This is a genomic window from Phaeospirillum tilakii (assembly GCF_042683125.1).
GTDB lineage: Bacteria > Pseudomonadota > Alphaproteobacteria > Rhodospirillales > Magnetospirillaceae > Phaeospirillum > Phaeospirillum tilakii.
Genome location: NZ_JBHUIY010000016.1, coordinates 57020 through 78143, shown reverse-complemented (window position 1 = coordinate 78143; position 21124 = coordinate 57020). Strand labels below are relative to the sequence as shown.

At 71.6% G+C, this 21124-nt stretch carries 16 protein-coding genes; 4 read left to right on the top strand and 12 right to left on the bottom strand.

The features are described from left to right. Nucleotides 1-28 precede the first annotated feature (28 nt). On the bottom strand, nt 29-256 hold the full coding sequence (locus ACFSNB_RS09800; protein ID WP_377315995.1) for a helix-turn-helix domain-containing protein: 228 nt from the start codon (nt 254-256) through the stop codon (nt 29-31). A 2-nt stretch (nt 257-258) separates the two neighbouring features. Next, nucleotides 259-813, bottom strand: a complete 555-nt coding sequence (locus ACFSNB_RS09795) for a DUF2975 domain-containing protein (protein WP_377315994.1) — start codon at nt 811-813, stop codon at nt 259-261. Nucleotides 814-1138: 325 nt separating this feature from the next. On the opposite strand from ACFSNB_RS09795, the gene rnr reads away from it, so the two are divergent. From rnr to ACFSNB_RS09780, 3 genes are all read left to right on the top strand, one after another. Then, complete coding sequence (gene rnr, locus ACFSNB_RS09790) at nt 1139-3340, top strand: ribonuclease R (protein ID WP_377315993.1); 2202 nt, start codon at nt 1139-1141, stop codon at nt 3338-3340. 5 nt (nt 3341-3345) lie between these two features. After that, complete coding sequence (locus ACFSNB_RS09785) at nt 3346-4941, top strand: S41 family peptidase (RefSeq protein WP_377315992.1); 1596 nt, start codon at nt 3346-3348, stop codon at nt 4939-4941. Nucleotides 4942-5068: 127 nt separating this feature from the next. Next, entirely contained in the window at nt 5069-7642 is a 2574-nt protein-coding gene (locus tag ACFSNB_RS09780; RefSeq protein WP_377315991.1) for a sensor histidine kinase, read from the top strand. 72 nt (nt 7643-7714) lie between these two features. Here ACFSNB_RS09780 and ACFSNB_RS09775 read toward each other — a convergent pair whose 3' ends face one another. The 10 genes from ACFSNB_RS09775 to ACFSNB_RS09730 all read right to left on the bottom strand — a co-directional run bounded on the left by ACFSNB_RS09775 (nt 7715) and on the right by ACFSNB_RS09730 (nt 20148). Continuing rightward, nucleotides 7715-8149 carry a DUF4167 domain-containing protein gene (locus ACFSNB_RS09775; RefSeq protein WP_377315990.1) on the bottom strand — a complete coding sequence of 145 codons (435 nt, stop codon included), beginning with the start codon at nt 8147-8149 and terminating at the stop codon, nt 7715-7717. A gap of 206 nt (nt 8150-8355) precedes the next feature. Continuing rightward, nucleotides 8356-9213 carry a peptide chain release factor N(5)-glutamine methyltransferase gene (prmC, locus tag ACFSNB_RS09770; protein WP_377315989.1) on the bottom strand — a complete coding sequence of 286 codons (858 nt, stop codon included), beginning with the start codon at nt 9211-9213 and terminating at the stop codon, nt 8356-8358. After that, nucleotides 9210-10292, bottom strand: a complete 1083-nt coding sequence (gene prfA / locus ACFSNB_RS09765) for a peptide chain release factor 1 (RefSeq protein WP_377315988.1) — start codon at nt 10290-10292, stop codon at nt 9210-9212. Before prfA ends, prmC begins: the two co-directional genes overlap by 4 nt. Nucleotides 10293-10400: 108 nt before the next feature. After that, the gene (gene hemA / locus ACFSNB_RS09760) at nt 10401-11654 is read right to left on the bottom strand and encodes a glutamyl-tRNA reductase (protein ID WP_377315987.1); all 1254 of its coding nucleotides are present in this window, start codon (nt 11652-11654) and stop codon (nt 10401-10403) included. Then, on the bottom strand, nt 11651-12907 hold the full coding sequence (hisS, locus tag ACFSNB_RS09755) for a histidine--tRNA ligase (RefSeq protein ID WP_377316005.1): 1257 nt from the start codon (nt 12905-12907) through the stop codon (nt 11651-11653). The genes hemA and hisS overlap by 4 nt, the downstream gene beginning before the upstream one ends. A gap of 5 nt (nt 12908-12912) precedes the next feature. Then, nucleotides 12913-14028, bottom strand: coding sequence for a flavodoxin-dependent (E)-4-hydroxy-3-methylbut-2-enyl-diphosphate synthase (gene ispG / locus ACFSNB_RS09750; RefSeq protein WP_377315986.1), 1116 nt, complete (start codon nt 14026-14028; stop codon nt 12913-12915). A gap of 175 nt (nt 14029-14203) precedes the next feature. Then, on the bottom strand, nt 14204-15418 hold the full coding sequence (locus ACFSNB_RS09745; protein WP_377315985.1) for a helix-turn-helix domain-containing protein: 1215 nt from the start codon (nt 15416-15418) through the stop codon (nt 14204-14206). Nucleotides 15419-15506: 88 nt separating this feature from the next. Beyond that, nucleotides 15507-17777, bottom strand: coding sequence for a phosphoenolpyruvate--protein phosphotransferase (ptsP, locus tag ACFSNB_RS09740; protein ID WP_377315984.1), 2271 nt, complete (start codon nt 17775-17777; stop codon nt 15507-15509). A 31-nt stretch (nt 17778-17808) separates the two neighbouring features. Next, nucleotides 17809-18849, bottom strand: coding sequence for an NAD(P)H-dependent flavin oxidoreductase (locus tag ACFSNB_RS09735; RefSeq protein WP_377315983.1), 1041 nt, complete (start codon nt 18847-18849; stop codon nt 17809-17811). Between the two features lie 78 nt (nt 18850-18927). Then, entirely contained in the window at nt 18928-20148 is a 1221-nt protein-coding gene (locus ACFSNB_RS09730) for an aspartate kinase (RefSeq protein WP_377315982.1), read from the bottom strand. Between the two features lie 191 nt (nt 20149-20339). Here ACFSNB_RS09730 and ubiG point away from each other — a divergent pair, with 191 nt between their 5' ends. Continuing rightward, nucleotides 20340-21077 (top strand): bifunctional 2-polyprenyl-6-hydroxyphenol methylase/3-demethylubiquinol 3-O-methyltransferase UbiG, encoded by a 738-nt coding sequence (gene ubiG, locus ACFSNB_RS09725; protein WP_377315981.1) that lies wholly within the window; start codon nt 20340-20342, stop codon nt 21075-21077. Nucleotides 21078-21124: the final 47 nt, after the last annotated feature.

The following is a 21124-nucleotide window of genomic DNA, read 5'->3' as shown; positions in this document are numbered from 1 at the left end:
CCAAGGGCCGCAAGGCCCTTGGATCCCTTTACTCTTCTTCCGGTTCCTCCGGGCCGGGCTGATATTCCAGCAGGTCGCCCGGCTGGCAATCCAGTTCCTGGCACAGCCGCGCCAGCGTCTCGAAGCGGACGCCGCGCACCTTGCCCGATTTCAGCAGCGACAGATTCTGTTCGGCGATGCCGATCCGTTGCGCCAGCTCGCGCGCCCGGATCTTGCGGCGGGCGAGCATCACATCAAGGCGGACGATGATCGGCATGATCAGACGAACTCGCTGTTCTCGGTGGCGATCCGGCTCGCCTCCTGCATCACCCAACTGATCGCCAGCAGCAGGCCGCCGACGAACGCCAGCGCCAGTTCGCCCGACGACACCCCCAGGCTCAGCAGGCGGTGGCCGGGCGGATTGTGCATCGTCAGCACCAGCACATGCAGGGTATGCAGCGGCGGCTGCAACGCCGCCAGCAACAGGATGCCCCGGGCCAGGCGGCCCAGCCGGCCGATCGCCACCGGGGTGAAGATCCGCCCGTCGGCGTAATCCCCGAACAGGCGGAAGGATTCCAGCAGCAGCGCCAGCATGATCCCCGCCGCCGGCAGGCTGAGCACGAAGCCCAGCAGGCGGGCATCGAAGGTCAGGGTAACCTGTTCGGGAGTCAGGCCGAGCCCGGGCAGCAGGCTGGCCCGCACCATGTAATCCGACGCCCACAGCGCGACCACCCCACCGAGGTCGATCACGATCCCGACCAGGATCAGCCGCCGCATCAGACGGGAAAGACGCTGGATCCGCTCCAGCAACGGCACGGAGGAGGGAACGCTCATCGCGGCACCTGGGTTGTTGTCATGTTCGAGACGCTGTTTATCATGTAAAACGTTAAACATTCAATTCAGAAAATGATGCATCCGTTCGCAGGTCAGGGTGAGGCGGGCTCTGCCCGCACCCGCCAAGGGCCGCAAGGCCCTTGGATCCCGTCGATGGTTGGGCGCGGAAGCGCCGTTCAGCTTGGGTTCGGCCGTTTGCCGCGCGAAGAAGAGGGAGGGGGATCCAAGGGCCCCCGGCCCTTGGCGGGTGCGGGCAGAGCCCGCGTTTCTCCCGTCCTCACGGCGCGATTGCCGGCCTGCCCTTCGCCGGTCTACCTTGGCCCCCATGAGCAAACCGCCCCGCCGCCCCGCCCCGCTGCCGTCGAAACAGGACGTGCTTGACTTCATCCGCGCCCAGCCCGGCCGGGTCGGCAAGCGCGAGCTGGCCCGCGCCTTCAAGCTGCGCGGCGGCGGCGAGCGGGTCGATCTCAAGGCGATCCTGCGCGAACTCGAAAAAGAGGGCGCGGTCGATCGCGGCCGCCGCCGGTTCGCCCCGCCGGGCGCGCTGCCCGACGCGGCGCTGGTCGAGGTCACCGGCACCGATGCCGAGGGCGAATTGCTGGCCCGGCCGGTCAGTTGGGAGGGCGAAGGGCGGCCGCCCCGAATCTATCTGTCGCCGTTCCGGCCCGGCGCCGGGCCGGCGGTGGGAGTCGGCGACCGGGTGCTGTGCAAGCTGCGCCGGCTGCGCGACGGTGATTACGAGGCCCGCCCGATCAAGGTGGTGGGCGAGCCGCGCGCCCGCGTCCTCGGCGTCTATCACGCCTTGCCCGACGGCAGCGGCCGGATCCAGCCGGCCAGCCGGCGCGAGAAGGCCGAATATCTGGTGCCGCGCGGCGAGGGCGGCGGCGCCGACGAGGGCGAGCTGGTGCTGGCCGACATCCTGCCCGACCGCCTCTACGGCCTGCGTCAGGCGGCGGTCAAGGAACGGCTGGGGCCGCTCAACGCCCCGCGCTCGATCAGTCTGGTGGCGATCCACGCCAACGACATCCCCTGCGACTTCCCGGCCGAGACCCTGGCCCAGGCCGCCGCCTGCGGGCCGGCGCCGCTGCTCGGCCGCGACGATCTGCGCAATGTGCCGCTGGTGACGATCGACGGCGAGGATGCCCGCGATTTCGACGACGCGGTGTGGGCCGAGCCCGATCCCGACCCGGCCAATCCCGGCGGCTGGCATTGTCTGGTGGCGATCGCCGACGTCTCCTGGTACGTCCGCCCCGGCGACGCGCTCGACCGCGAGGCGTTCAAGCGCGGCAATTCGGTCTATTTCCCCGACCGGGTGGTGCCGATGCTGCCCGAGGCGCTGTCGAACGGCTGGTGCTCGCTGGTGCCGGACGAGGACCGGCCCTGCCTCGCGGTCGAAATGTGGTTCGACCAGAACGGGCACAAGCGCCGCCACCGCTTCCGCCGCGGCCTGATGCGCTCGGCGGCGCGGCTGACCTACACCGAGGTCCAGGCCGCCCGCGACGGCCAGCCCGGCGCCAAGGCGGCGGCGCTGCTCGAAACCGTGATCGCTCCGCTTTACGGCGCCTGGGACGCCCTGGCGCGGGCGCGGGCGGCGCGCGGGGTGCTCGATCTCGATCTGCCCGAGCGCAAGGTGCTGATCGGCGAGGATGGCGGCGTCAGCGCGGTGGTGGCGCGCGAGCGGTTCGACAGCCACCGCCTGATCGAGGACCTGATGATCGCCGCCAACGTCTGCGCCGCCGAGACGCTGGAAAAGGCCGGCAGCCCCTGCATGTACCGGGTCCACGATCTGCCCTCGGTCGAGAAGCTGGAAGGGCTGCGCGAGGTGCTGCGCGGGCTCGACCTGTCGCTGGCCAAGGGGCAGCGGCCGACCCCCGGCCAGTTCAACCGCATCCTGGCGGCGGTGGCCGGCACCCCCAACGCCCCGCTGGTCAACGAGGTGATCCTGCGCGCCCAGGCCCAGGCCGCCTATTCGCCCGAGAATATCGGCCATTTCGGGCTGGCGCTGGCCCGCTACGCCCATTTCACCTCGCCGATCCGCCGCTATGCCGACCTGCTGGTCCATCGCGGACTGGTCGCGGCGCTCGGCCTCGGCGAGGGCGGGCTGCCGGCCGACGCCGCCGCCCGCTATCCCGAGTGGGGCGAGCACATCTCGGCCACCGAGCGCCGCGCCGCCACCGCCGAGCGCGAGGCGGTCGATCGCGCCGTCACCCTGTTCCTGGCCGACCGGGTCGGGGCCGAATTCCCCGCCCGCATCTCCGGCGTCACCCGCTTCGGCCTGTTCGTCACCCTCGACGACAGCGGCGCCGACGGGCTGGTGCCGATCGGCAGCCTGCCCGACGATTACTACCTCCATGACGAGGCCCATCATTGCCTGATCGGGCGGCACAGCCGGGCCTCCTACCAGCTCGGCCAGACGGTGCAGGTGACGTTGCGTCAGGCCGACATCGTCACCGGCTCGATGGTGTTCTCGCTCGGCGAGGACCGGCGCCGTCCCGCCCGCCGGCCGCCGTTCCGTCGCGGACGCTAGGCGCCGTGGCGGCGGCGCCGGCGTCCCGCCCCCGCCCCCCCGGCCGCCGGCCGGGCCGGCCGCCGCTGCTGGCGGCGCTGCTGCTGGCGGCAGCCCCGGGCCCGGCCTCGGCCGGCTGGAGCGCGCTGGAGGCCCAGCGCACCCTGTCGTTCGGCCTCGCCGCGATCATCGAACGCCACCTCCAGCCGCAGACGGCGGCGGCGGTCGGGCTCGACGCGATGCGCGGGCTGGCCGAACTCGATCCCCAGTTCGCGGTGGCGGCGCAGGGCGGCCGGGTGCGGCTGACCGACGCCGACCGGGTGGTGGCCGATTATCCCGCCCCGCCGGCCGACGACGTCGAATCCTGGGGCCGGCTGGTGATCAGCGCCGCGCTCGACGCCGCCGAGGTGTCGGCCGCAGTGCGCGACGCCAGCCCCGAACAGCTCTATCAGGCCCTGTTCGAGGGGGCGCTGGGGCGGGCCGACCTTTATTCCCGCTATGCCGGCGCCGCCGAGGCGCGCGACAACCGGGCCAGCCGCAACGGGTTCGGCGGCATCGGCATCCGCTTCGAGATCCTCGACGGCGAGCCGCGCCTGATCGACGTGATCGAGGACACCCCGGCGGCGCGGGCCGGGCTCAGGCCCGACGACGTGATCCTGCTGATCGACGGCAAGCCGGTGCGCGGCCTGTCGCGCGGCGAGGTGTCGGGCCGGCTGCGCGGCGCGGTGGCCAGCGCGCTGGCGGTGACGCTGCGGCGCGGCGACCAGACGGTGGTGGCGACGCTGCGCCGCTCGCTGATCGTGCCGCGCACCGTGACCGAGACCATCGACGGCACGATCGCCACCTACCGCATCACCAGCTTCAACCAGCGCACCGCCACCAGTATCGAATCATTGTTGCGCGCGACCCGCGCCCGCCTCGGCCCGGGGCTGCGCGGGGTGGTGCTCGATCTGCGCGGCAATCCGGGCGGGCTGCTCGATCAGGCGGTGGCGGTGGCCGACCTGTTCATCGCCGACGGCCCGATCGTCTCGACCCGGGGCCGCCATCCCGAATCCGTCGCCACCCTGACCGCCCGCCCCGGCGACCTCGCCGAGGATCTGCCGGTGGCGGTGCTGATCGACGGCCGCTCCGCCTCGGCCGCCGAGATCCTCGCCTCGGCCTTGCAGGATGCCGGACGGGCGGTGGTGATCGGCAGCAATTCCTACGGCAAGGGCACGGTGCAGACGGTGATCCGCCTGCCCAATGACGGCGAGCTGACCCTGACCTGGTCGCGCTTCCATGCCCCGAGCGGCTATGCCCTCGACGGGCTCGGGGTGTTCCCGGCCCGCTGCACCGTCGCCACCGCCCCGGCCGGGGCCTGGCAGGACGACCCCGCCCGCCTCGCCCGCGCCCTGGCGCTGTGGCGTCAGGCCAGCCTCGACGAGACCGATCTGCGCCGCCGGCTGCGGGCGCTGTGCCCGCCCGAGCGGCGCGGCGACGCGGTCGAGGATCCCGCCGCCGCCCGCCGCCTGCTGGGCGACCCCGCCGCCTATACCCGGCTGCTGGCCGGCTCCCGCCGTGCCGCCCCCGGCCCCGGCACCCCCGGCTCCGGCGCGACCGAGACCCTGACCCTGCCGCCCTGACCCTGCCGCCCGGGGTCGCCCCGCCGGGGAAGTGACCGCTTTATCACCTGGAACCCGGCCGGCGCCGTCCCCATACTTGCTGGGTCATGGCCGTTCCCGGCCAGTGCGAGCGAAGAGAACACGCCCCATGGTGCGACTGGACATCGGGACCCTGGCCTGCTCGGCCGCGATTCTGTCGCTGGCCTCGGCGCTGGTGATCGCGGTGGCGGGCGGGACCCGGCGCGGCGACCGCGCCTGGCGGCCCTTCACCCTCGCCACCGCCAGCTACGGCGCCGGCCTGCTGCTGATCCTGGCCGCGCCGGGCCGGCCGGCGCTGCCCGGGCTGGTGGTCGGCGACGCCCTGGTGGTGCTGTCGGCGCTGGCGATCCAGGCCGGCGCCTGCGCCCTGACCGACCGTCCCTGGCGCGGCCGCCGTCGCTGGCTGCCGCTGGCGCTGGCGCTGGGCGCCGCCGCCCTCCCCCTGCTCGCGCTCGACGATGCCAACGCCGCCCGCCTGACCCTGGTGTCGCTGGCGCGGGTGCCGCTGCTGGCCCATGCCGCCCTGCTGCTGGCCGCCGCCACCCGGCGCGCCCCGACGGTGACCACCGGATTGCTGGCGGCGACCTTCGCCGTCTGGGCCGGCGAGTTGGTGGTGCGCGGCCTGTTCGCCGCCACCAGCCCGGTGCCGGAGGTCGATTTCCCCGAACTGGGCGGCGCCCAGGCGCTCAACGTGCTGGTGTCGGCGCTGTGCCCGCTGCTGATCGCGGTGGCGCTGGTCCGGCGCGAGGGAGCGATCACCGCCGCGACGCTGGCGGCGGAGGTGGCGCGCCAGACCGAGGCGCTGCGCCGCCGCGCCGTCGAGGCGGAACGAGCCGACCGCCGCGCCCGCGACCAGATCCTGCTGCGCGACGCCCTGATCGACGCTTTGCCCAACCCGGTGTTCGCCAAGGGGCTGGAGGGCCATTTCCTCGCGGTCAACCGGGCGTTCGAACAGGCGTTCGGCTGGAACCGCGCCCACCTGATCGGCCAGACCAGCTTCGACCTGACCGCCGACGAGCGGGCGCGCCGCCACATCGCCGCCGACCGGCTGGCGCTCGAAACCGATTCCGCCTGCTGCTACGACACCACCCTGCGCTATGCCGATGGAATCGGGCGGCGGGTGATGATGCGCAAGCTGCGCTTCCGCGACAGCGACGGCCACCTCGCCGGGGTGGTCGGGGCGATCACCGACATCAGCGAGCTGTCGCGGGTCAGCGAGGATCTGCGCCGGTCCGAGGCCGATCTGCGGGCGATCCTCGACAACATGACCGACATCTTCTACCGCACCGACGCCGAGGGGCGGCTGCTGATGCTGTCGCGTTCGGTCGAGACGGTGCTGGGCTACCGCGCCGACGATCTGCTCGGCCAGCCGACCGCGCCGGTGCTGCCCGACCCCGGGTTGCGGACGCAGCTGCTCGAAACGATGCGGCGCCAGGGCGGCTCGGTCACCGATTTCGAGTTCCAGATGCGGCGCCAGGACGGGGCGATGGTGTGGGTCTCGACCAGTGCCCGGCTGCGCCACGACGACGAGGGCCGGTTCTGCGGCAGCGAGGGCACGCTGCGCCTGATCGAGGACCGCAAGCGGGCCGAGGCCAGCCTGCGCGACAGCCAGACCCTGATCCAGGCCCTGGTCAATTGCTCGTCCGACGCCACCATGCTGTTCGCGCTGGACGGCACCCTGCTGGCCTGCAACGCGGTGCTGGGGGAACGGCTGGGCCGGTCGGTCGAGGCGATGGTCGGCGCCAACCTGTGGGTGCTGTTCCCGCCCGAGGTGACGGCGTGGCGGCGCGAGGTGGTGCGGGGGGTGATCGAAAGCGGCCAGCCAGCCCGGGTGGTCGATCGCCGCGACGGCCGGGTGTTCGACAACGCGATCCATCCGGTGAGCGATTCCGGCGGTCGGGTGACCCGGGTGGCGGTGTTCTCGCGCGACATCACCGAGCAGACCGAGGCCCAGGCCCAGCTCGAACGCTCGATCGCCGAGACCCAGCGCTCCAACGCCGAACTCGAACAGTTCGCCTATGTCGCCAGCCACGATCTGCGCGAGCCGCTCAGGATGATCAGCACCTATCTGGCCCTGATCGAACGGCGCTATGCCGCCCTGTTCGACTCGGACGGGCGCGAGTTCCTCACCTTCGCCCGCGACGGGGCACAGCGGATGGACCGGCTGGTGCTCGACCTGCTCGATTATGCCCGCACCGGCCGCCACGGCGGCGCGCCCACGCCCACCCCGCTGCGGGCGGCGATCGGGCAGGCGGTGCGGGTGCTCGGTCCGGCGATCGCCCAGTCCGCCGCCGAGGTGACGGTGGAATGCGCCGCCGCCGAGCCGCTGGTGCTGGGCGAGCCCGACCAGATCGGCCGGCTGTTGCAGAACCTGATCGGCAACGCCCTCAAATACCGCGCCCCCGACCGGGCGCCACGCATCCGCGTCGTCTGCCGCCGGTTCGACCAGGATTGGCGGATCGACGTCGCCGACAACGGCATCGGCATCGAAGCGGATTATTACGAGCAGATCTTCCGCATCTTCCAGCGGCTGCACCCCCAGGACCGCTACGAGGGGACCGGCATCGGCCTCGCGATCTGCAAGCGGATCGTCGAACAGCTCGGCGGGCGGATCTGGGTCGCCTCGACCCCGGGCGAGGGGTCGGTGTTCTCCTTCACCCTGCCCGCGGCCGAGGAAGGGTGAGGCGATCCGGAGGCGGGCGCCTCCGGATCCGTGCCGGCGTTGCGCGCGGCAATCTTGCGTTGGGGGCGCCGCTCAGGCGGCGTCGGAACCGGGGCTGATCGCCTCGGCCTCGGTGCCCTCGGCGACGGGCTCGCCCTCGCCGTCGTAGCCGTCCTCGCCCTCGTCCTCGGCCAGCATCTGATCCTCGGCCGGAGTCGGCAGCGCCTGACGCGGGCGGCCGTTGTTCTGGTTCTGGGCGTTGATCAGCCGGAAGTAATGCTCGGCATGCTGATAGAAGTTCTCGGCGGCGACGCGATCACCCTGCGACGAAGCGTCGCGGGCCAAGGCGAGGTACTTCTCCAGCACCTGATGGGCGTTGCCGCGGATGCGGCCGTCGGGGCCGTTGCTGTCGAACACATGGTTGCGCCCCGGGATGCCGCCACCGCCGCCCCCGCCGCTGTGCTTCTTGCCCCCGTTGGGCCCACGGCCGCGCGAACGTTGCTTGGGGGTGACGGGACCTGTCTTCATGTTCATCATGAGTCTGTTCACATCCATTCCGCCGAAGTATTCGGCCCGGCCTGTCCGCATCCGCTCGGGGGGTGGGCGGCTATGGGGGAGTTCGCCGCGCCCGGTCGAGCCCTGACCCCCCTCAAGGGGTCTTCGCCGGCTCCGACGCCGCTGGCGCGCGTGGGCGTCACCCTAGTCGGCCTACCGGTTCTTTCCAACTGTTTTTTTCAGCCCGCCGGCCGGCCGGCCAGCACGCAGCGTTCGAGCCCGCCGAGGTCGCGCCGGGTCTCGAGCGGGGTCAGACCGGCGGCGGCGCACAGGGCGGTGACCGCCGCCGCCTGATCGTAGCCGACCTCGAACGCGGCCAGGCCGCCGGGGGCCAGCAGGCGGGCGCAATCGGGGGCGAGGCGGCGGTAGCAATCAAGCCCGTCGGCGCCGCCGTCGAGCGCGCCGCGCGGCTCGAAGCAGGCCACTTCGGGCTCCAGCCGGTCGATCTCCCCGCTCGGGATGTAGGGCGGATTGGCAACGATCACGTCGAAGGCGCCGTCGAGCCCCTCGCCCCAGTCGCCGAGGCGGAATTCGGCCCGCCCGTCCAGCCCGCAGGCATTGGCATTGGCCCGGGCCACCGCCAGCGCCGCCGGGCTGCGGTCGATGCCGAGACCGCGCGCCGCCGGCAGTTCGGCCAGCAGCGCCAGCAGCAGGCAGCCGCTGCCGGTGCCGAAATCGAGCAGGCGCAACGCCCCGGCCCGCTCGGGCAGCGCCGCCAACACCGCCTCGATCACCGTCTCGCTGTCGGGACGGGGATCGAGGGTGGCGGGGGTGACCCGCAGATCGAGGGTCCAGAAACCGCGCCGGCCGAGGATGTAGGCCACCGGCTCGCGCTTTTCGCGCCGTTCGACCATCGCGGCGAAACGATCGGCCGCCAGCGGGTCGAGCGGCTCGGCCGCGTGCAGCGCCAAGGCGGGCGGGGCCATCCCGGTCGCCTCGGCCAGCAGCAGGCGGGCATCGAGCGCCGGGCTGTCGATCCCGGCCCGGGCCAGCCGCTCGCCGGCGGCGCGCAGCACCTGCCCGAGCGCGGCGCTCATTCCGCCCCCATCTCGGCCAGACGTTCGGCCTGATCGGTGGCGATCAACGCCTCGATCACCTCGTCGAGGGCGTCGCCGGCCATCACCGCGTCGATCTTGTAGAGGGTCAGGTTGATGCGGTGGTCGGTGACCCGGCCCTGGGGGAAATTGTAGGTGCGGATCCGCTCGGAGCGGTCGCCCGAGCCGACCTGGCTCTTGCGGTTGGCGGCGCGCTCGGCGTCGCGGGCGCTGCGCTCGCGCTCGTAGAGGCGGGCGCGCAGCAGGGTCATCGCGATCGCCTTGTTCTTGTGCTGGCTCTTTTCCTGCTGGCAGGCGACGGCGAGGCCGGTCGGCAGGTGGGTGACCCGCACCGCCGAATCGGTGGTGTTGACGCTCTGCCCGCCCGAGCCCTGCGAGCGGTAGACGTCGATGCGCAGATCCTTGTCGTCGATCTGGATGTCGACCTCCTCCGCCTCGGGCAGCACCGCGACGGTGGCGGCCGAGGTATGGATCCGGCCCGAGGCCTCGGTGGCGGGGACGCGCTGGACCCGGTGCACCCCGGATTCGAACTTGAGGCGGGCGAACACGCCGCGCCCGGTGATCTTGGCGCTGGCCTCCTTGATCCCGCCGATGCCGGTGTCGCTGGCGTCGATCACCTCGAACCGCCAGCCGCGCAGGCCGGCATAACGCTCGTACATCCGGAACAGCTCGGCGGCGAACAGCGCCGCCTCGTCGCCGCCGGTGCCGGCGCGGACTTCGAGGATCGCGTTCTTTTCGTCGGCCTCGTCCTTCGGCAGCAGCAGGATCTGCACCGCCCGCTCCAGCCCGGGGACCTGCTCCTTGAGGGCGAAGAATTCCTCCTCGGCCAAGGCGCGCATCTCGGGGTCGGCGGCGGGGTCCTGCATCATCAGCGCCGCCTCGGCCATCTCGTCACGGCCCTTGCGGAAGGCCTGGATCGCCTCGACCACCGGATCAAGCTCGGCCAATTCGCGCGACAGCCGGGGAATCGCCGCCGAATCCAGCCCCTCCCCCGCGGCGAGCTGGGCCCGCAATTCGTCGTGGCGGTAGAGAACCTTGTCGAGGTGGGCGTCGAGACTCATCGGGGAACGTCCGGAAGGCGGTTTGAAAAGAAAAAAACGTGGGCGCCGCCCACAGCCGCCAAGGGCCGCGAGGCCCTTGGAACCCGTCGTGAGCGGGAAGCCCGCCGGCTATTCCTCGAGATGGAACAGCTTGCGCAGGGTGGCCTCCATCGTCTTCCACTCCTCCCCCTCGGCGGCGATCGACTTCATCGTCTCGGTGGGGACGTGCAGCAGGCGATTGACCAGCAACCGGGTCGCCTCGGCCGGATCGACGTCGGAGCCGATCTCGGCCAGCACCCCGGCCCGGGTCGCCTCGAACTGCTCGCGCAGCGCGACCAGCGCCGGCACGGCGGCACGGGCGGCGCGGCCGCGCAGGAAGTGGGCCACTTCGGCCTCGACGATGGCGCGGGCGGCGCGGGCGGCATGCTCGCGGGTGGCGCGGCCTTCGAGCGCGACCTTTTCGAGGTCGGCCAGATCGTAGAGAAAGGCGCTCTCGATCCGGTTGACGGCGGTCTCGACATCGCCGGGAATGCCGGCATCGATCAGGAAGATGGGCTGGCGCCGCCGCTTGCGCAAGGCCAGGGCCACCGCCTCGGCGCTGACCACCGGATTGCGGCCGCCGACGCAGGTCAGCACCACGTCGGCCCCGGCCAGCGCCTCGCGCAGATCGTCGAACGGCAGGACGTGACAGCCGAGCGAATGGGCCAGCGATTCCGCCCGCGAATCGCGCGGGGCGGTGACCAGCATGTCGGTCAGGCCGGCGGCCAGCAGGCTTTCCGCCACCAGCCCGCCCATGTCGCCGGTGCCGATCACCAGGGCGCGACAGGTGGCGAGATCGCCATGCAGATCACGGGCGACCTGGACGGCGGCGGCGGCGATGCTGACCGGGCCCTCGCCGACCGCGGTTTCGCTGCGCACCCGCTTGGCCACCGCGAAGGCGGCCTGAGTGAACTGGTCGAGCACGCCGCCGACGGTGTCGGCCTCGCGGGCGAGACGGTAGGCGGCCTTGACCTGACCGGCGACATGCGGCTCGCCGATCACCAGCGAATCGAGCGCGGCGACCACGCCGAAGCCGTGCCGCACCGCGTCGGCCCCGCTCAGGCTGTAGAGATGGGCCTGCAAGCCGTCGCTGGTCAACCCGGCCTTGGCGGCGAAGGCGGCGCTGACGGCATGGGTGGCCAAGGCGGGATCGGCGGCGGCGCACCACACCTCGACCCGGTCGCAGGTCGACAGCACCATCGCCTCGGCCAGACCGGCCTCGCGCAGGCCGATCAGGAAGGACGGCGCCGCCGCGTCGTCGATATAGAGCACATCGCGCAGGCCGAGCGAGGCAGAGCGATGGTTGGCCCCGACCACCATCAGCCGTTGGGGCGTGGCGCTCACCCGGCGCGCTCCCCGTCGAGCAAGGCGGCGAGATGGGACACCAGCCCGGCCAGCGCCACCTCCTGCTGGCTGTTGTCGTCGAGGTCGCGCAGGGTCACCGCCCCGCGCGCCGCCTCGTCCTCGCCCAGGATCACCGCATAGCGGGCATTGAGCTTGACCGCGCGGGCCATCCGCTTCTTGAGATTGCCGGAAAAGCCCATCTCGGCGACGATCCCGGCGCGGCGCAGCTTTTCCGCCACCGCCAGCGCCGCCAGCGGGTCGCCCATCGGCACCACCGCCACCGGCCGGGCCGGGGCCGGCGCGGCGCCGGTCAGCATCGCCAGCCGTTCGACCCCGGCGGCCCAGCCGATCCCCGGGGTGCGCGGCCCGCCCATCTGGGCGATCAGCTCGTCATAGCGGCCGCCGGCCAGCACCGTGCCCTGGGCGCCCAGCGCGGTGGTGGTGAATTCGAACGCGGTGTGGCTGTAGTAATCGAGCCCGCGCACCAGCCGGGGATTGACCACGAACGGGATGCCCAGCTCGTCGAGCCCGCCGGTGACGTCGGCGAAGAAGCCGGCGGCCTCGGGGGTCAGCGAGGCGGCGATCGGCGGGGCGTCGGCGACGATGCGGCGGTCGCCCTCGTCCTTCGAATCGAGCACCCGCAGCGGATTGCGCTCCAGCCGCAGCCGGCTGTCCTCGGACAGATCGGCGCGGTAGCGCGACAGATAGGCGGTCAGCGCCTCGCGATAGGCGGCGCGGCTGGCGGCGTCGCCCAGGCTGTTGAGTTCGAGGGTGACCTGCCCGCCCAGCCCCAGCGCGTCGAGCAGGCGGGCGGCCAGGGCGATCACCTCGACATCGGCCAGCGGGGTCTCGACCCCGAGCAGCTCGACCCCGACCTGATGGAACTGGCGCAGCCGGCCCTTCTGCGGCCGTTCGTGGCGGAACATCGGGCCGCGATAGAACAGCTTGAGCGGCAGCGACTGGGCCAGGCCGTTGGAGATGAAGGCGCGGGCGACCCCGGCGGTGCCTTCCGGCCGCAGGGTCAGCGAATCGCCCGAGCGGTCGGTGAAGGTGTACATCTCCTTGGTGACGACGTCGGAGGTGTCGCCCAGGGTGCGGGCGAACACCTCGGTGAATTCGAAGATCGGGGTGATGATCTCGCCGAAGCCGTAACGGGCGGCGACGCTGGCGGCGGTCGCCTCGACCCGGCGGTGGGCGCGGCTTTCCTCGGGCAGCAGATCGTGGGTGCCGCGAACCGGTTGCAGGGTGGACACGCCGCTCACTCCCCCGCCTTGGCCGCGTCGAGGGCGCGGGCCTTGGCCTCGACCAGTTCGACGATGTGGTCGATCATCTCGGCGCCGCCGACATTGTGGTCGGACACCCCCTCGAGATAGACCCGGTTCCTGTCGGCGCCAACGCCGCCGCCGGTAACGCCGATCATCGTCTCGCGCGCCTCGCCCGGGCCGTTGACGACACAGCCGAGGATCGACACCGTCACCGGCGCGCTGATGTGGGCCAGCCGCTTTTCCAGCGTCTCAACCGTCTTGACCACGTCGAAGCCCTGGCGGGCACAGGTCGGGCAGGAGATGATCTTGACCCCGCGGTGGCGCAGGTCGAGCGCCTTCAGGATCTCGAAACCAACCTTGACCTCCTCGGCGATGTCGGCGGTCAGCGAGACGCGCAGGGTGTCGCCGATCCCTTCCCACAGCAGGGCACCGATCCCCAGCGCCGACTGCACCGTGCCCCGGGTCAGCCCGCCGGCCTCGGTGATGCCGAGATGAAGCGGATAGTCGCACGCCGCCGCCAGACCGCGATAGGCCGCCACCGCCATGAACACGTTGGAGGCCTTGACGCTGATCTTGAACTCGCGGAAGTCGTTGTCCTCAAGGATGCGGGCATGTTCGAGCGCGCTTTCGACCAGCGCCTCGGGACAGGGCTCGCCGTACTTCTCGAGCAGATGCTTGTCGAGCGAGCCGGCATTGACCCCGATCCGCATCGAGCAATTGTGGTCGCGCGCCGCCTGGATCACCTCGCGCACCCGCTCGACCGAACCGATATTGCCGGGATTGATGCGCAGACAGGCGGCGCCGGCCTCGGCCGCCTCGATGGCGCGGCGATAATTGAAATGGATGTCGGCGACGATCGGCACCGGCGAGCCCTTGACGATCGCCTTCAGCGCCGCGGTGGAATCCTCGTCGGGGCAGGAGACCCGGACGATGTCGGCCCCGGCGGCGGCGGCGCGGCGGACCTGATCGAGGGTTCCCTCGACATCGCTGGTGCGGGTGTTGGTCATGGTCTGGACCGAGATCGGGGCGTCGCCGCCGACCGCGACCGGGCCGACCATGATTTTCCGGGATTTGCGCCGGGTGATTTGCCGGTAGGACCGCTCAGTCATCGCAGGACTCTCGCACACAGGGACCGTCAAGGGGTCGGGTTATAGCGCATTCCGGCGGAAGCGAGAAAGCCCGATCGGCGCGCACCGGCGTTGCACCGAAAGATCGCGCCTCCCGTTCAGGGAGGTCCAGGAACCTCGGGGTCCTGGCGGGTGCGGGCAGCGCCCGCCGTTTGGCTCAGTTGCCGCCGCCGAGCCGGTCGGGATCGAGCCGAACGTCGCGCCGCACCTGCCCGACCGCGCCGAGCGCCGGGATCCGCCGCCCATCGACCGTCACCTCCAACGCGCCGGCATTGCCGGCCATCAGCACCAGCCCGGGCCGGTTGGGCAGACGGAGGGCATCGCCCCGCCGCAGCAGGCGGGAGGTGAGGATCGAGCCGTCCATCTCGCGCACCTGAACCCAGCAATCGTCGAGGGCGGCGCGCAGCACCACCCGGGCGTCGGCGTGCTCGGCGCCGAACACCTTGCCGTCGGGCTCGGGCGGCTTGACCTCGGCCGGGGCGGCCGGGGCGGCCGGGGCGGCCTCGGTGGCGGCGACAACCGGGGCAACCGGAACCGACGCCGCCGGCGGCACGGCCGAATCCGGCTTGGCCGGCACCACCTTGGGCGGCTCGGTCTTGAGCGAATCCGGCTTGGCGGCCACCGGCTCGACCGGCGCCGGCGGCAAAGCCGGCACCGGCGCGGGGGCGGGGGCGGCCGGCGCGGGGGCGGGCGGCGCGGCGGCCTCGGGCGCCTTGGCCTCGTCGTCGCCTTCGGCCGGGGGCACCACGTCCTCGCGCGGACGAACGGCGCCGTCGGCCTCGCCGGCCGGGGCGGCCGGGCGCGGCTCGCCGGTCAGCGCCGCCTGCCGGTTGAGCAGCGAGGCGAGGCGCTCGGGCAGCGGCGGCACCATCTCGGCCACCTGGGACTCGCGGCTCGACAGCAGCAGCCAGCCGCCATAGGTCAGGCCGGCCAGCACCAGCCCGAGGAAGATCACCGCGCCGCCGGGAATCCGCCCTTCCGACACCGGCGAGGGAAAGGCCAGCTCGGTGCGGTTGGTGAAGCCGCCCGCCCCTTCCTCGCGGAAACGGCGGACCAGCTCCTCGGCGTCGAGATCAAGGAACTCGGCGTAGGTGCGCAGGAAGCCGGCGGCATAGGCCCCGCCCGGCAGGTCGCGGTGGCGGCCCTCCTCCAGCGCCTGGAGGAACGGCAGGCGGATGAACAATTGGCGCGAGCATTCGTCGAGGCTGCATCCCCGCCGCTCACGCGCGGCGCGCAGCGTCGGCCCGACCGCCAGCCGGTCGGCCAGCGATTCCCCACCGCCGCCGGGCCGTTCCGCCGCGACGGCCGGGGCCGCCTCGGGTTCGCCGGACTGCGCCGGCGGGATCGGATCGTCGGAAGCGGGACTGTCCACGGTGGCGGACCTTTCTCGTCAAGCTCTGCCTTGGTTTAGCAATTCCCCCGAACGGGGGCAACCCCGCCCGGACGGCGGACCGACACGGTCAGAGCGACACGCCGTGATCGATCGCGAAGCCGCGCAGGCGCGAACGCAGCGAATGATCGCGCGAATCGAGCAGGGTGAACAGGTAGGATTCGAGGGAGGCGACATCCAGGCTGCGCACCATGGTCTTGATCGGGCCGATCGCCGGGGCGGTGACCGACAGGGTGCGGATGCCGACCCCGATCAGGGTCATCGCCTCGAGCGGACGGGCGGCCATCTCGCCGCACACCGACAGATCGACGCCGTGGGCGCGGCATTTCTCCGACACCATGTGCATGAAGCGGACCATCCCCGGCGCCAGCGGGTCGTAGCGTTCGGCGATGCGGGGATTGCCCCGGTCGATCGCGAACAGGAACTGGGTCAGGTCGTTCGAGCCGATCGAGACGAAATCGACCAGCGGCAGCAGCGCGTCGAGCTGGAACGCCAGCGCCGGCACCTCCAGCATGGTGCCGACCCGGATCCGTTCCGGCAGCGGGGTGCCGGCGGCGGTCTCGCGGGCGATCTCGATGTCGAGGATGCGGCGGGCCTGAACCAGTTCGGCCACCTCGGCCACCATCGGGAACATCACCGACAGCTCGCGCCCGCCCGCCGCGCGCAGCAAAGCGCGCAATTGCTGGCGCATCACCGCCGGACGGTCCAGCGTGATGCGGATCGAGCGCCAGCCCAGCGCCGGATTGTCCTCTTCCGACGGGTTCCAGTAGGGCAGCACCTTGTCGCCGCCGACATCGAGGGTGCGGAACACCACCCGCTTGCCCTCGGCCTGATCGAGGATCTTGCGGTAGAGCAGGGTCTGGGCATCGACGTTGGGCAGCGCCGAGCGGGCCATGAACGGCAGCTCGGTGCGGTAGAGGCCGATGCCGTCGGCGCCGCATTCGTGCAGATGCTGCAAATCGAGCAGCAGGCCGGCATTCATGTAGAGGGCGATGCGGGTGTCGTCGCGCGTCACCGCCGGCAGATCGCGCAGCCGGGCATAGATGGCGCGGCGCTGCTGGCGGGCGCTCAACGCCTCGACCACCGAATCACGGATGTCGTCGGGCGGGCGGATGAACACCTGCCCGTTGTCGCCGTCGCAGATCACCGGGTCGAGGCTGTCGATCATGTCGAGCACGTCCTTGACCCGGCCGACCACCGGAATGTCGAGGGCGCGGGCGACGATGGCGACGTGCGAGGTGGTCGAGCCTTCCTCCAGCACCAGCCCGCGCAGCCGGCGCGGGTCGTAATCGAACAGCTCCATCGGGCCGATGTTGCGGGCGACCAGGATCGCCGCCTCGGGCAGGTCGCCGCCCCGGCCGCCTTCCTCGTCGTCGCCCGACAATTGCTGCAACAGGCGGTTGGCGAGGTCCTCGAAATCGTGCAGCCGCTCGCGCAGATAGGCGTCGGCGATCAGGTTCATCCGGGCCCGGGTGTCGTCGAGCACCTTCTGCACCCCGGCCTCGGCGGTCAGGCCGGTGCGCACCGCCTCGCCGATCCGGTTGAGCCAGCCCTTGTCCTCGGTGAACATCCGGTAGGTTTCGAGCACGTCGCGATGCTCGCCGTCGCGCAGTTCGGGCCGGGTGAACAGCACGTCGATCTGTGACTTGATCGCCGCCAGCGCCCGGGTCAGGCGCTCCATCTCGATGTCGGGATCCTCGGCCACCAGCCGGCGCACGACGATGCGCGGCCGGTGCAGCACGGCGACGCCGAGCCCGACCCCGCCATTGAGCCGGACGCCCTCGAGCCGGAGCGGCAGCACCGCGTTGCCGTCGACCGGCACCAGTTCGGAGCGATCGACCAGATCGCCCGAGGCGACCAGCTCGGCCAGCACCATCGCCACCGTCTCGAGGGTTTCGACCTCTTCCTCGGTGTAATGGCGCATGGTGCGGTTCTGCACCACCAGCACGCCCAGCACCCGCGAGCCGCGGATGATCGGCACGCCCATCAGCGAGTGATAGACCTCTTCCCCGGTTTCGGGGCGGTAGGCGAAATGGGGATGGGCCTGGGCGTCGGCCAGCGCCAGCGGGCGGGCGTGGGCGGCAATGTCGCCGACCAGACCCTCGGCGACGCGCAGCCGGGTGCGATGGACGGATTCGTGCTTGAGCCCCTCGGTGGCGAACAGCTCGAGCACCTCGCCGGCCCGCATCACGTAGCAGGAGCAGACCTCGGCGACCATGTCGCGCGCGATCAGCGTCACCACCTTGTCGAGACGGTCCTGGGCCGTGCCGCCGCCGGCCATCACGTCGCGCAACCGCCCGAGCAGGCGCCGCGACACCGATGTCGCCCCCGAAGTCACCATCGTCGCGCTCCTGTCGCCGGCTCCGGCCGGCTCACTGTCCGGCCAGGGCCAGCGGCCGCCCTTCCCGGGCGGCGAGGGCGGCAAGGGCCTGATCGACCATCTCGCGCAGGATCTCGACCGTCGGCTGCTCGCGGGTGACCATGCCGACGCTCTGGCCGGCCATCAGCGAGCCGTTCTCGACGTCGCCGTCGATCACCGCGCGGCGCAGCGCGCCGGCCCAGTAATGCTCGATCTGCAACTGGGCCTCCTTGGCCGGCAGTTCCCCCGCGCGGCAGCGGGCGATCACCTCCTGCTGGAACTCGACGAAGCGGCGGGTGGCGGCGTTGGGCAGCGCCCGCACCGGGATCACCGGGAACTGGGGATCGACCTGGGTGCTGGGCACCGCGTCGCGCGCCGCCGCCTTGATGAAGGCCTGCTTGAACCTGGGGTGGGCGACGCATTCGGTGGCGCAGACGAAGCGGGTGCCGAGCTGGCAGCCGGCGGCGCCCATCTCGAGATAGGACAGCATCGCCTCGCCCCGGCCGATCCCGCCGGCGACGAACACCGGCACCTCGGGCACCTCGGGCAGGATCTCCTGGGCCAGCACGCTGGTCGAGACCGGGCCGATATGGCCGCCGGCCTCAGTGCCCTCGATCACCAGCGCGTCGATGCCGGTGCGCACCAGCTTGCGGGCGAACGGCACGGTGGGGGCGAAGCACATCACCTTGCCGCCATGGGCCTTGGCGCGGCGGATCGCGGCGGTGGTCGGCAGGCCGCCGGCCAGCACGACATGGCCGACGCCGAGCGCGCCGCAGACGTCGATCAGCGCGTCGAGCTGCTGGTGCATGGTGATCAGGTTGACGCCGAACGGCCGGTCGGTCAGGGCCTGGGTGGCCTTGATCTCCTCCTCCAGCCGCTCGGGGGTCATCGTGCCGCTGGCCAGCACCCCGAAGCCGCCGCCGTTGGAGATCGCGGCGACCAGATGGCGCTCCGAAATCCACGACATCGCCCCGCCCATGATGGCGAATTCGGTGCCGAGGAACGCCCGGCCCCGCTGCCACAAAAGCTCCAGCCGCTGTCTCGCCTTGTCCATCGGATCCTCTAATCGATCGCCGGTTGCGCCAGGGCCGCTCCGGACGCACGCGCCCGTCGCCGCCAGTGCCGCCGCGCGTCAGGCGGCGTCGAGGCCGTAGGCGGTGTGCAGCGCCCGAAGCGCCAGTTCGGTGTACTTTTCCGCGATCAGCACGCTGACCTTGATTTCGGAGGTCGAGATCACCTGGATGTTGATCCCTTCCGAGGCCAGGGTCTGGAACATCTTCTGGGCGATGCCGGGATGGCTGCGCATGCCGACGCCGATCACCGACACCTTGACCACGTCGGCATCGGCCACCAGCCGCTCGTAGCCGAGGTCGCCCCGCGCCGCTTCGAGCACCTGACGGGTGCGTTCGAGGTCGGGATGGGGGATGGTGAAGGTCAGGTCGGTGAACCGCCCGTCCTCCGACACGTTCTGGACGATCATGTCGACATTGACCGCCGCCTCGGCCAGCGGGCCGAAGATCGCGGCGGCGATGCCGGGGCGGTCGGGCACCCGGGTCAGGGTGACCTTGGTCTCGTCGCGGCTGTAGGCGATGCCGCTCACCAGTTCCTGTTCCACGATCTCATCCTCGTCACAAACCAGGGTGCCGGGCTTGTCCTCGAAACTGGAGAGGACCTGGACCCGCACCCGGTGCTTCATCGCCATCTCGACCGACCGGGTCTGCAACACCTTGGCGCCGACCGAGGCCAGTTCGAGCATCTCCTCGTAGGTGATGCGGTCGAGCTTGCGCGCCTTGGCGACGATGCGGGGGTCGGTGGTGTAGACCCCGTCGACGTCGGTATAGATATCGCAGCGGTCGGCACCGAGCGCCGCCGCCAGCGCCACCGCCGAGGTATCGGAGCCGCCCCGGCCCAGCGTGCTGATCCGCTCCTCCGGACCGACCGCCTGGAACCCGGCGACCACCGCCACCTGCCCGGCCTGCATCGCCGCCACCATCCGGGTGGTGTCGATCGAATCGATCCGGGCCTTGCCGTGCACGCCGTCGCTGCGGATCGGCACCTGCCAGCCGCACCACGACCGGGCGTCGAGGCCGAGTTCCTGCAAGCCGATCGCCAGCAGCCCGACGGTCACCTGCTCGCCGGTGGCCACCACGGTGTCATATTCGCGCGGATCAGGCAACGCCGCCATCTGGTTGCACCAGCCGACCAGCCGGTTGGTCACCCCGGACATCGCCGACACCACCACCGCGATCTGATGACCGGCCTCGACTTCGCGCTTGACCCGGCGCGCGACGTTCTTGATGCGGTCGATGTCGGCAACCGAGGTGCCGCCGAATTTCATTACGATGCGCGCCATTCAGGAGACCTTGAGCGTTTGCGGTGGGCGCCCGGACGGGAAGGGGAAGGCGGCGGGCGTTCCGCCCCGATCCGCCAAAACTTTCACATGCCCGGTTGCCGCCGGAAGGGCGCGTATTCATACTCTGTCGAAAGTTCGGAAGCAAGCGCCCGGCCCGCGCCGGCCGGGCGCGACAAGGAGGGTTTGGTCCGATGTCTCAGCCGGGCACCGCGTCGCCGGAGGAAATCGCCCGTTTCACCGCCATGGCCGAAGCCTGGTGGGATCCCCACGGCAAGTTCAAGCCGCTGCACAAGTTCAATCCGGTGCGGCTGGCCTTCATGCGGCGCGAGTTCGCCCGTCATTTCGGCCGCGATCCCGAGGCGGCGCGGCCGTTCGAGGGGCTGACCCTGCTTGATGTCGGCTCGGGCGGCGGCCTGCTGTCGGAACCGCTGGCCGAGATGGGCTTCACCGTCACCGGGATCGACGCCGGCGAGAAGAACGTCGCCATCGCCCGCCTGCACGCCGAGAAATCGGGGGTGCCGGTGACCTACCGCGTCGCCACCCCCGAGCAGCTCGACCCCGAATTGCGGTTCGACGTGGTGCTGTCGATGGAGGTGGTCGAGCACGTCACCGACGTCGCCCTGTTCCTCGAGGCGGCCTGTGCCCGGCTGAAGCCGGGCGGGATGTTCGTCGGTGCCACCATGAACCGCACCCCCAAGGCCTGGCTGCTGGCGGTGGTCGGGGCCGAATACGTGCTGCGCTGGCTGCCGCGCGGCACCCACGACTGGCACAAGTTCGTCCGCCCGTCCGAATTCGCCCGCATGCTGCGCGGGGCCGGGGTGGAAACCCGCCGTCAGGTCGGCGTCGCCTACAACCCGCTGCTCGACGTCTGGCGCGAGACCGACTCTCTCGAGGTCAATTATCTGGTGACCGGGGTCAAGGAAGGCTGAGCCCCTCCGGGGGGGCGCCCGCCGCCCCCTCCCCTGCCCTTTCCCCA

Excerpts from the sequence above, each read along its gene's own strand:
- ACFSNB_RS09800 (WP_377315995.1), bottom strand. The coding sequence starts at position 256 with ATGCCGATCATCGTCCGCCTTGATGTGATGCTCGCCCGCCGCAAGATC.
- ACFSNB_RS09795 (WP_377315994.1), bottom strand. The coding sequence starts at position 813 with ATGAGCGTTCCCTCCTCCGTGCCGTTGCTGGAGCGGATCCAGCGTCTT.
- rnr (WP_377315993.1), top strand. The coding sequence starts at position 1,139 with ATGAGCAAACCGCCCCGCCGCCCCGCCCCGCTGCCGTCGAAACAGGAC.
- ACFSNB_RS09780 (WP_377315991.1), top strand. The coding sequence starts at position 5,069 with ATGGTGCGACTGGACATCGGGACCCTGGCCTGCTCGGCCGCGATTCTG.
- ACFSNB_RS09775 (WP_377315990.1), bottom strand. The coding sequence starts at position 8,149 with ATGAAGACAGGTCCCGTCACCCCCAAGCAACGTTCGCGCGGCCGTGGG.
- prmC (WP_377315989.1), bottom strand. The coding sequence starts at position 9,213 with ATGAGCGCCGCGCTCGGGCAGGTGCTGCGCGCCGCCGGCGAGCGGCTG.
- prfA (WP_377315988.1), bottom strand. The coding sequence starts at position 10,292 with ATGAGTCTCGACGCCCACCTCGACAAGGTTCTCTACCGCCACGACGAA.
- ispG (WP_377315986.1), bottom strand. The coding sequence starts at position 14,028 with ATGACTGAGCGGTCCTACCGGCAAATCACCCGGCGCAAATCCCGGAAA.
- ptsP (WP_377315984.1), bottom strand. The coding sequence starts at position 17,777 with ATGGTGACTTCGGGGGCGACATCGGTGTCGCGGCGCCTGCTCGGGCGG.
- ACFSNB_RS09735 (WP_377315983.1), bottom strand. The coding sequence starts at position 18,849 with ATGGACAAGGCGAGACAGCGGCTGGAGCTTTTGTGGCAGCGGGGCCGG.
- ACFSNB_RS09730 (WP_377315982.1), bottom strand. The coding sequence starts at position 20,148 with ATGGCGCGCATCGTAATGAAATTCGGCGGCACCTCGGTTGCCGACATC.
- ubiG (WP_377315981.1), top strand. The coding sequence starts at position 20,340 with ATGTCTCAGCCGGGCACCGCGTCGCCGGAGGAAATCGCCCGTTTCACC.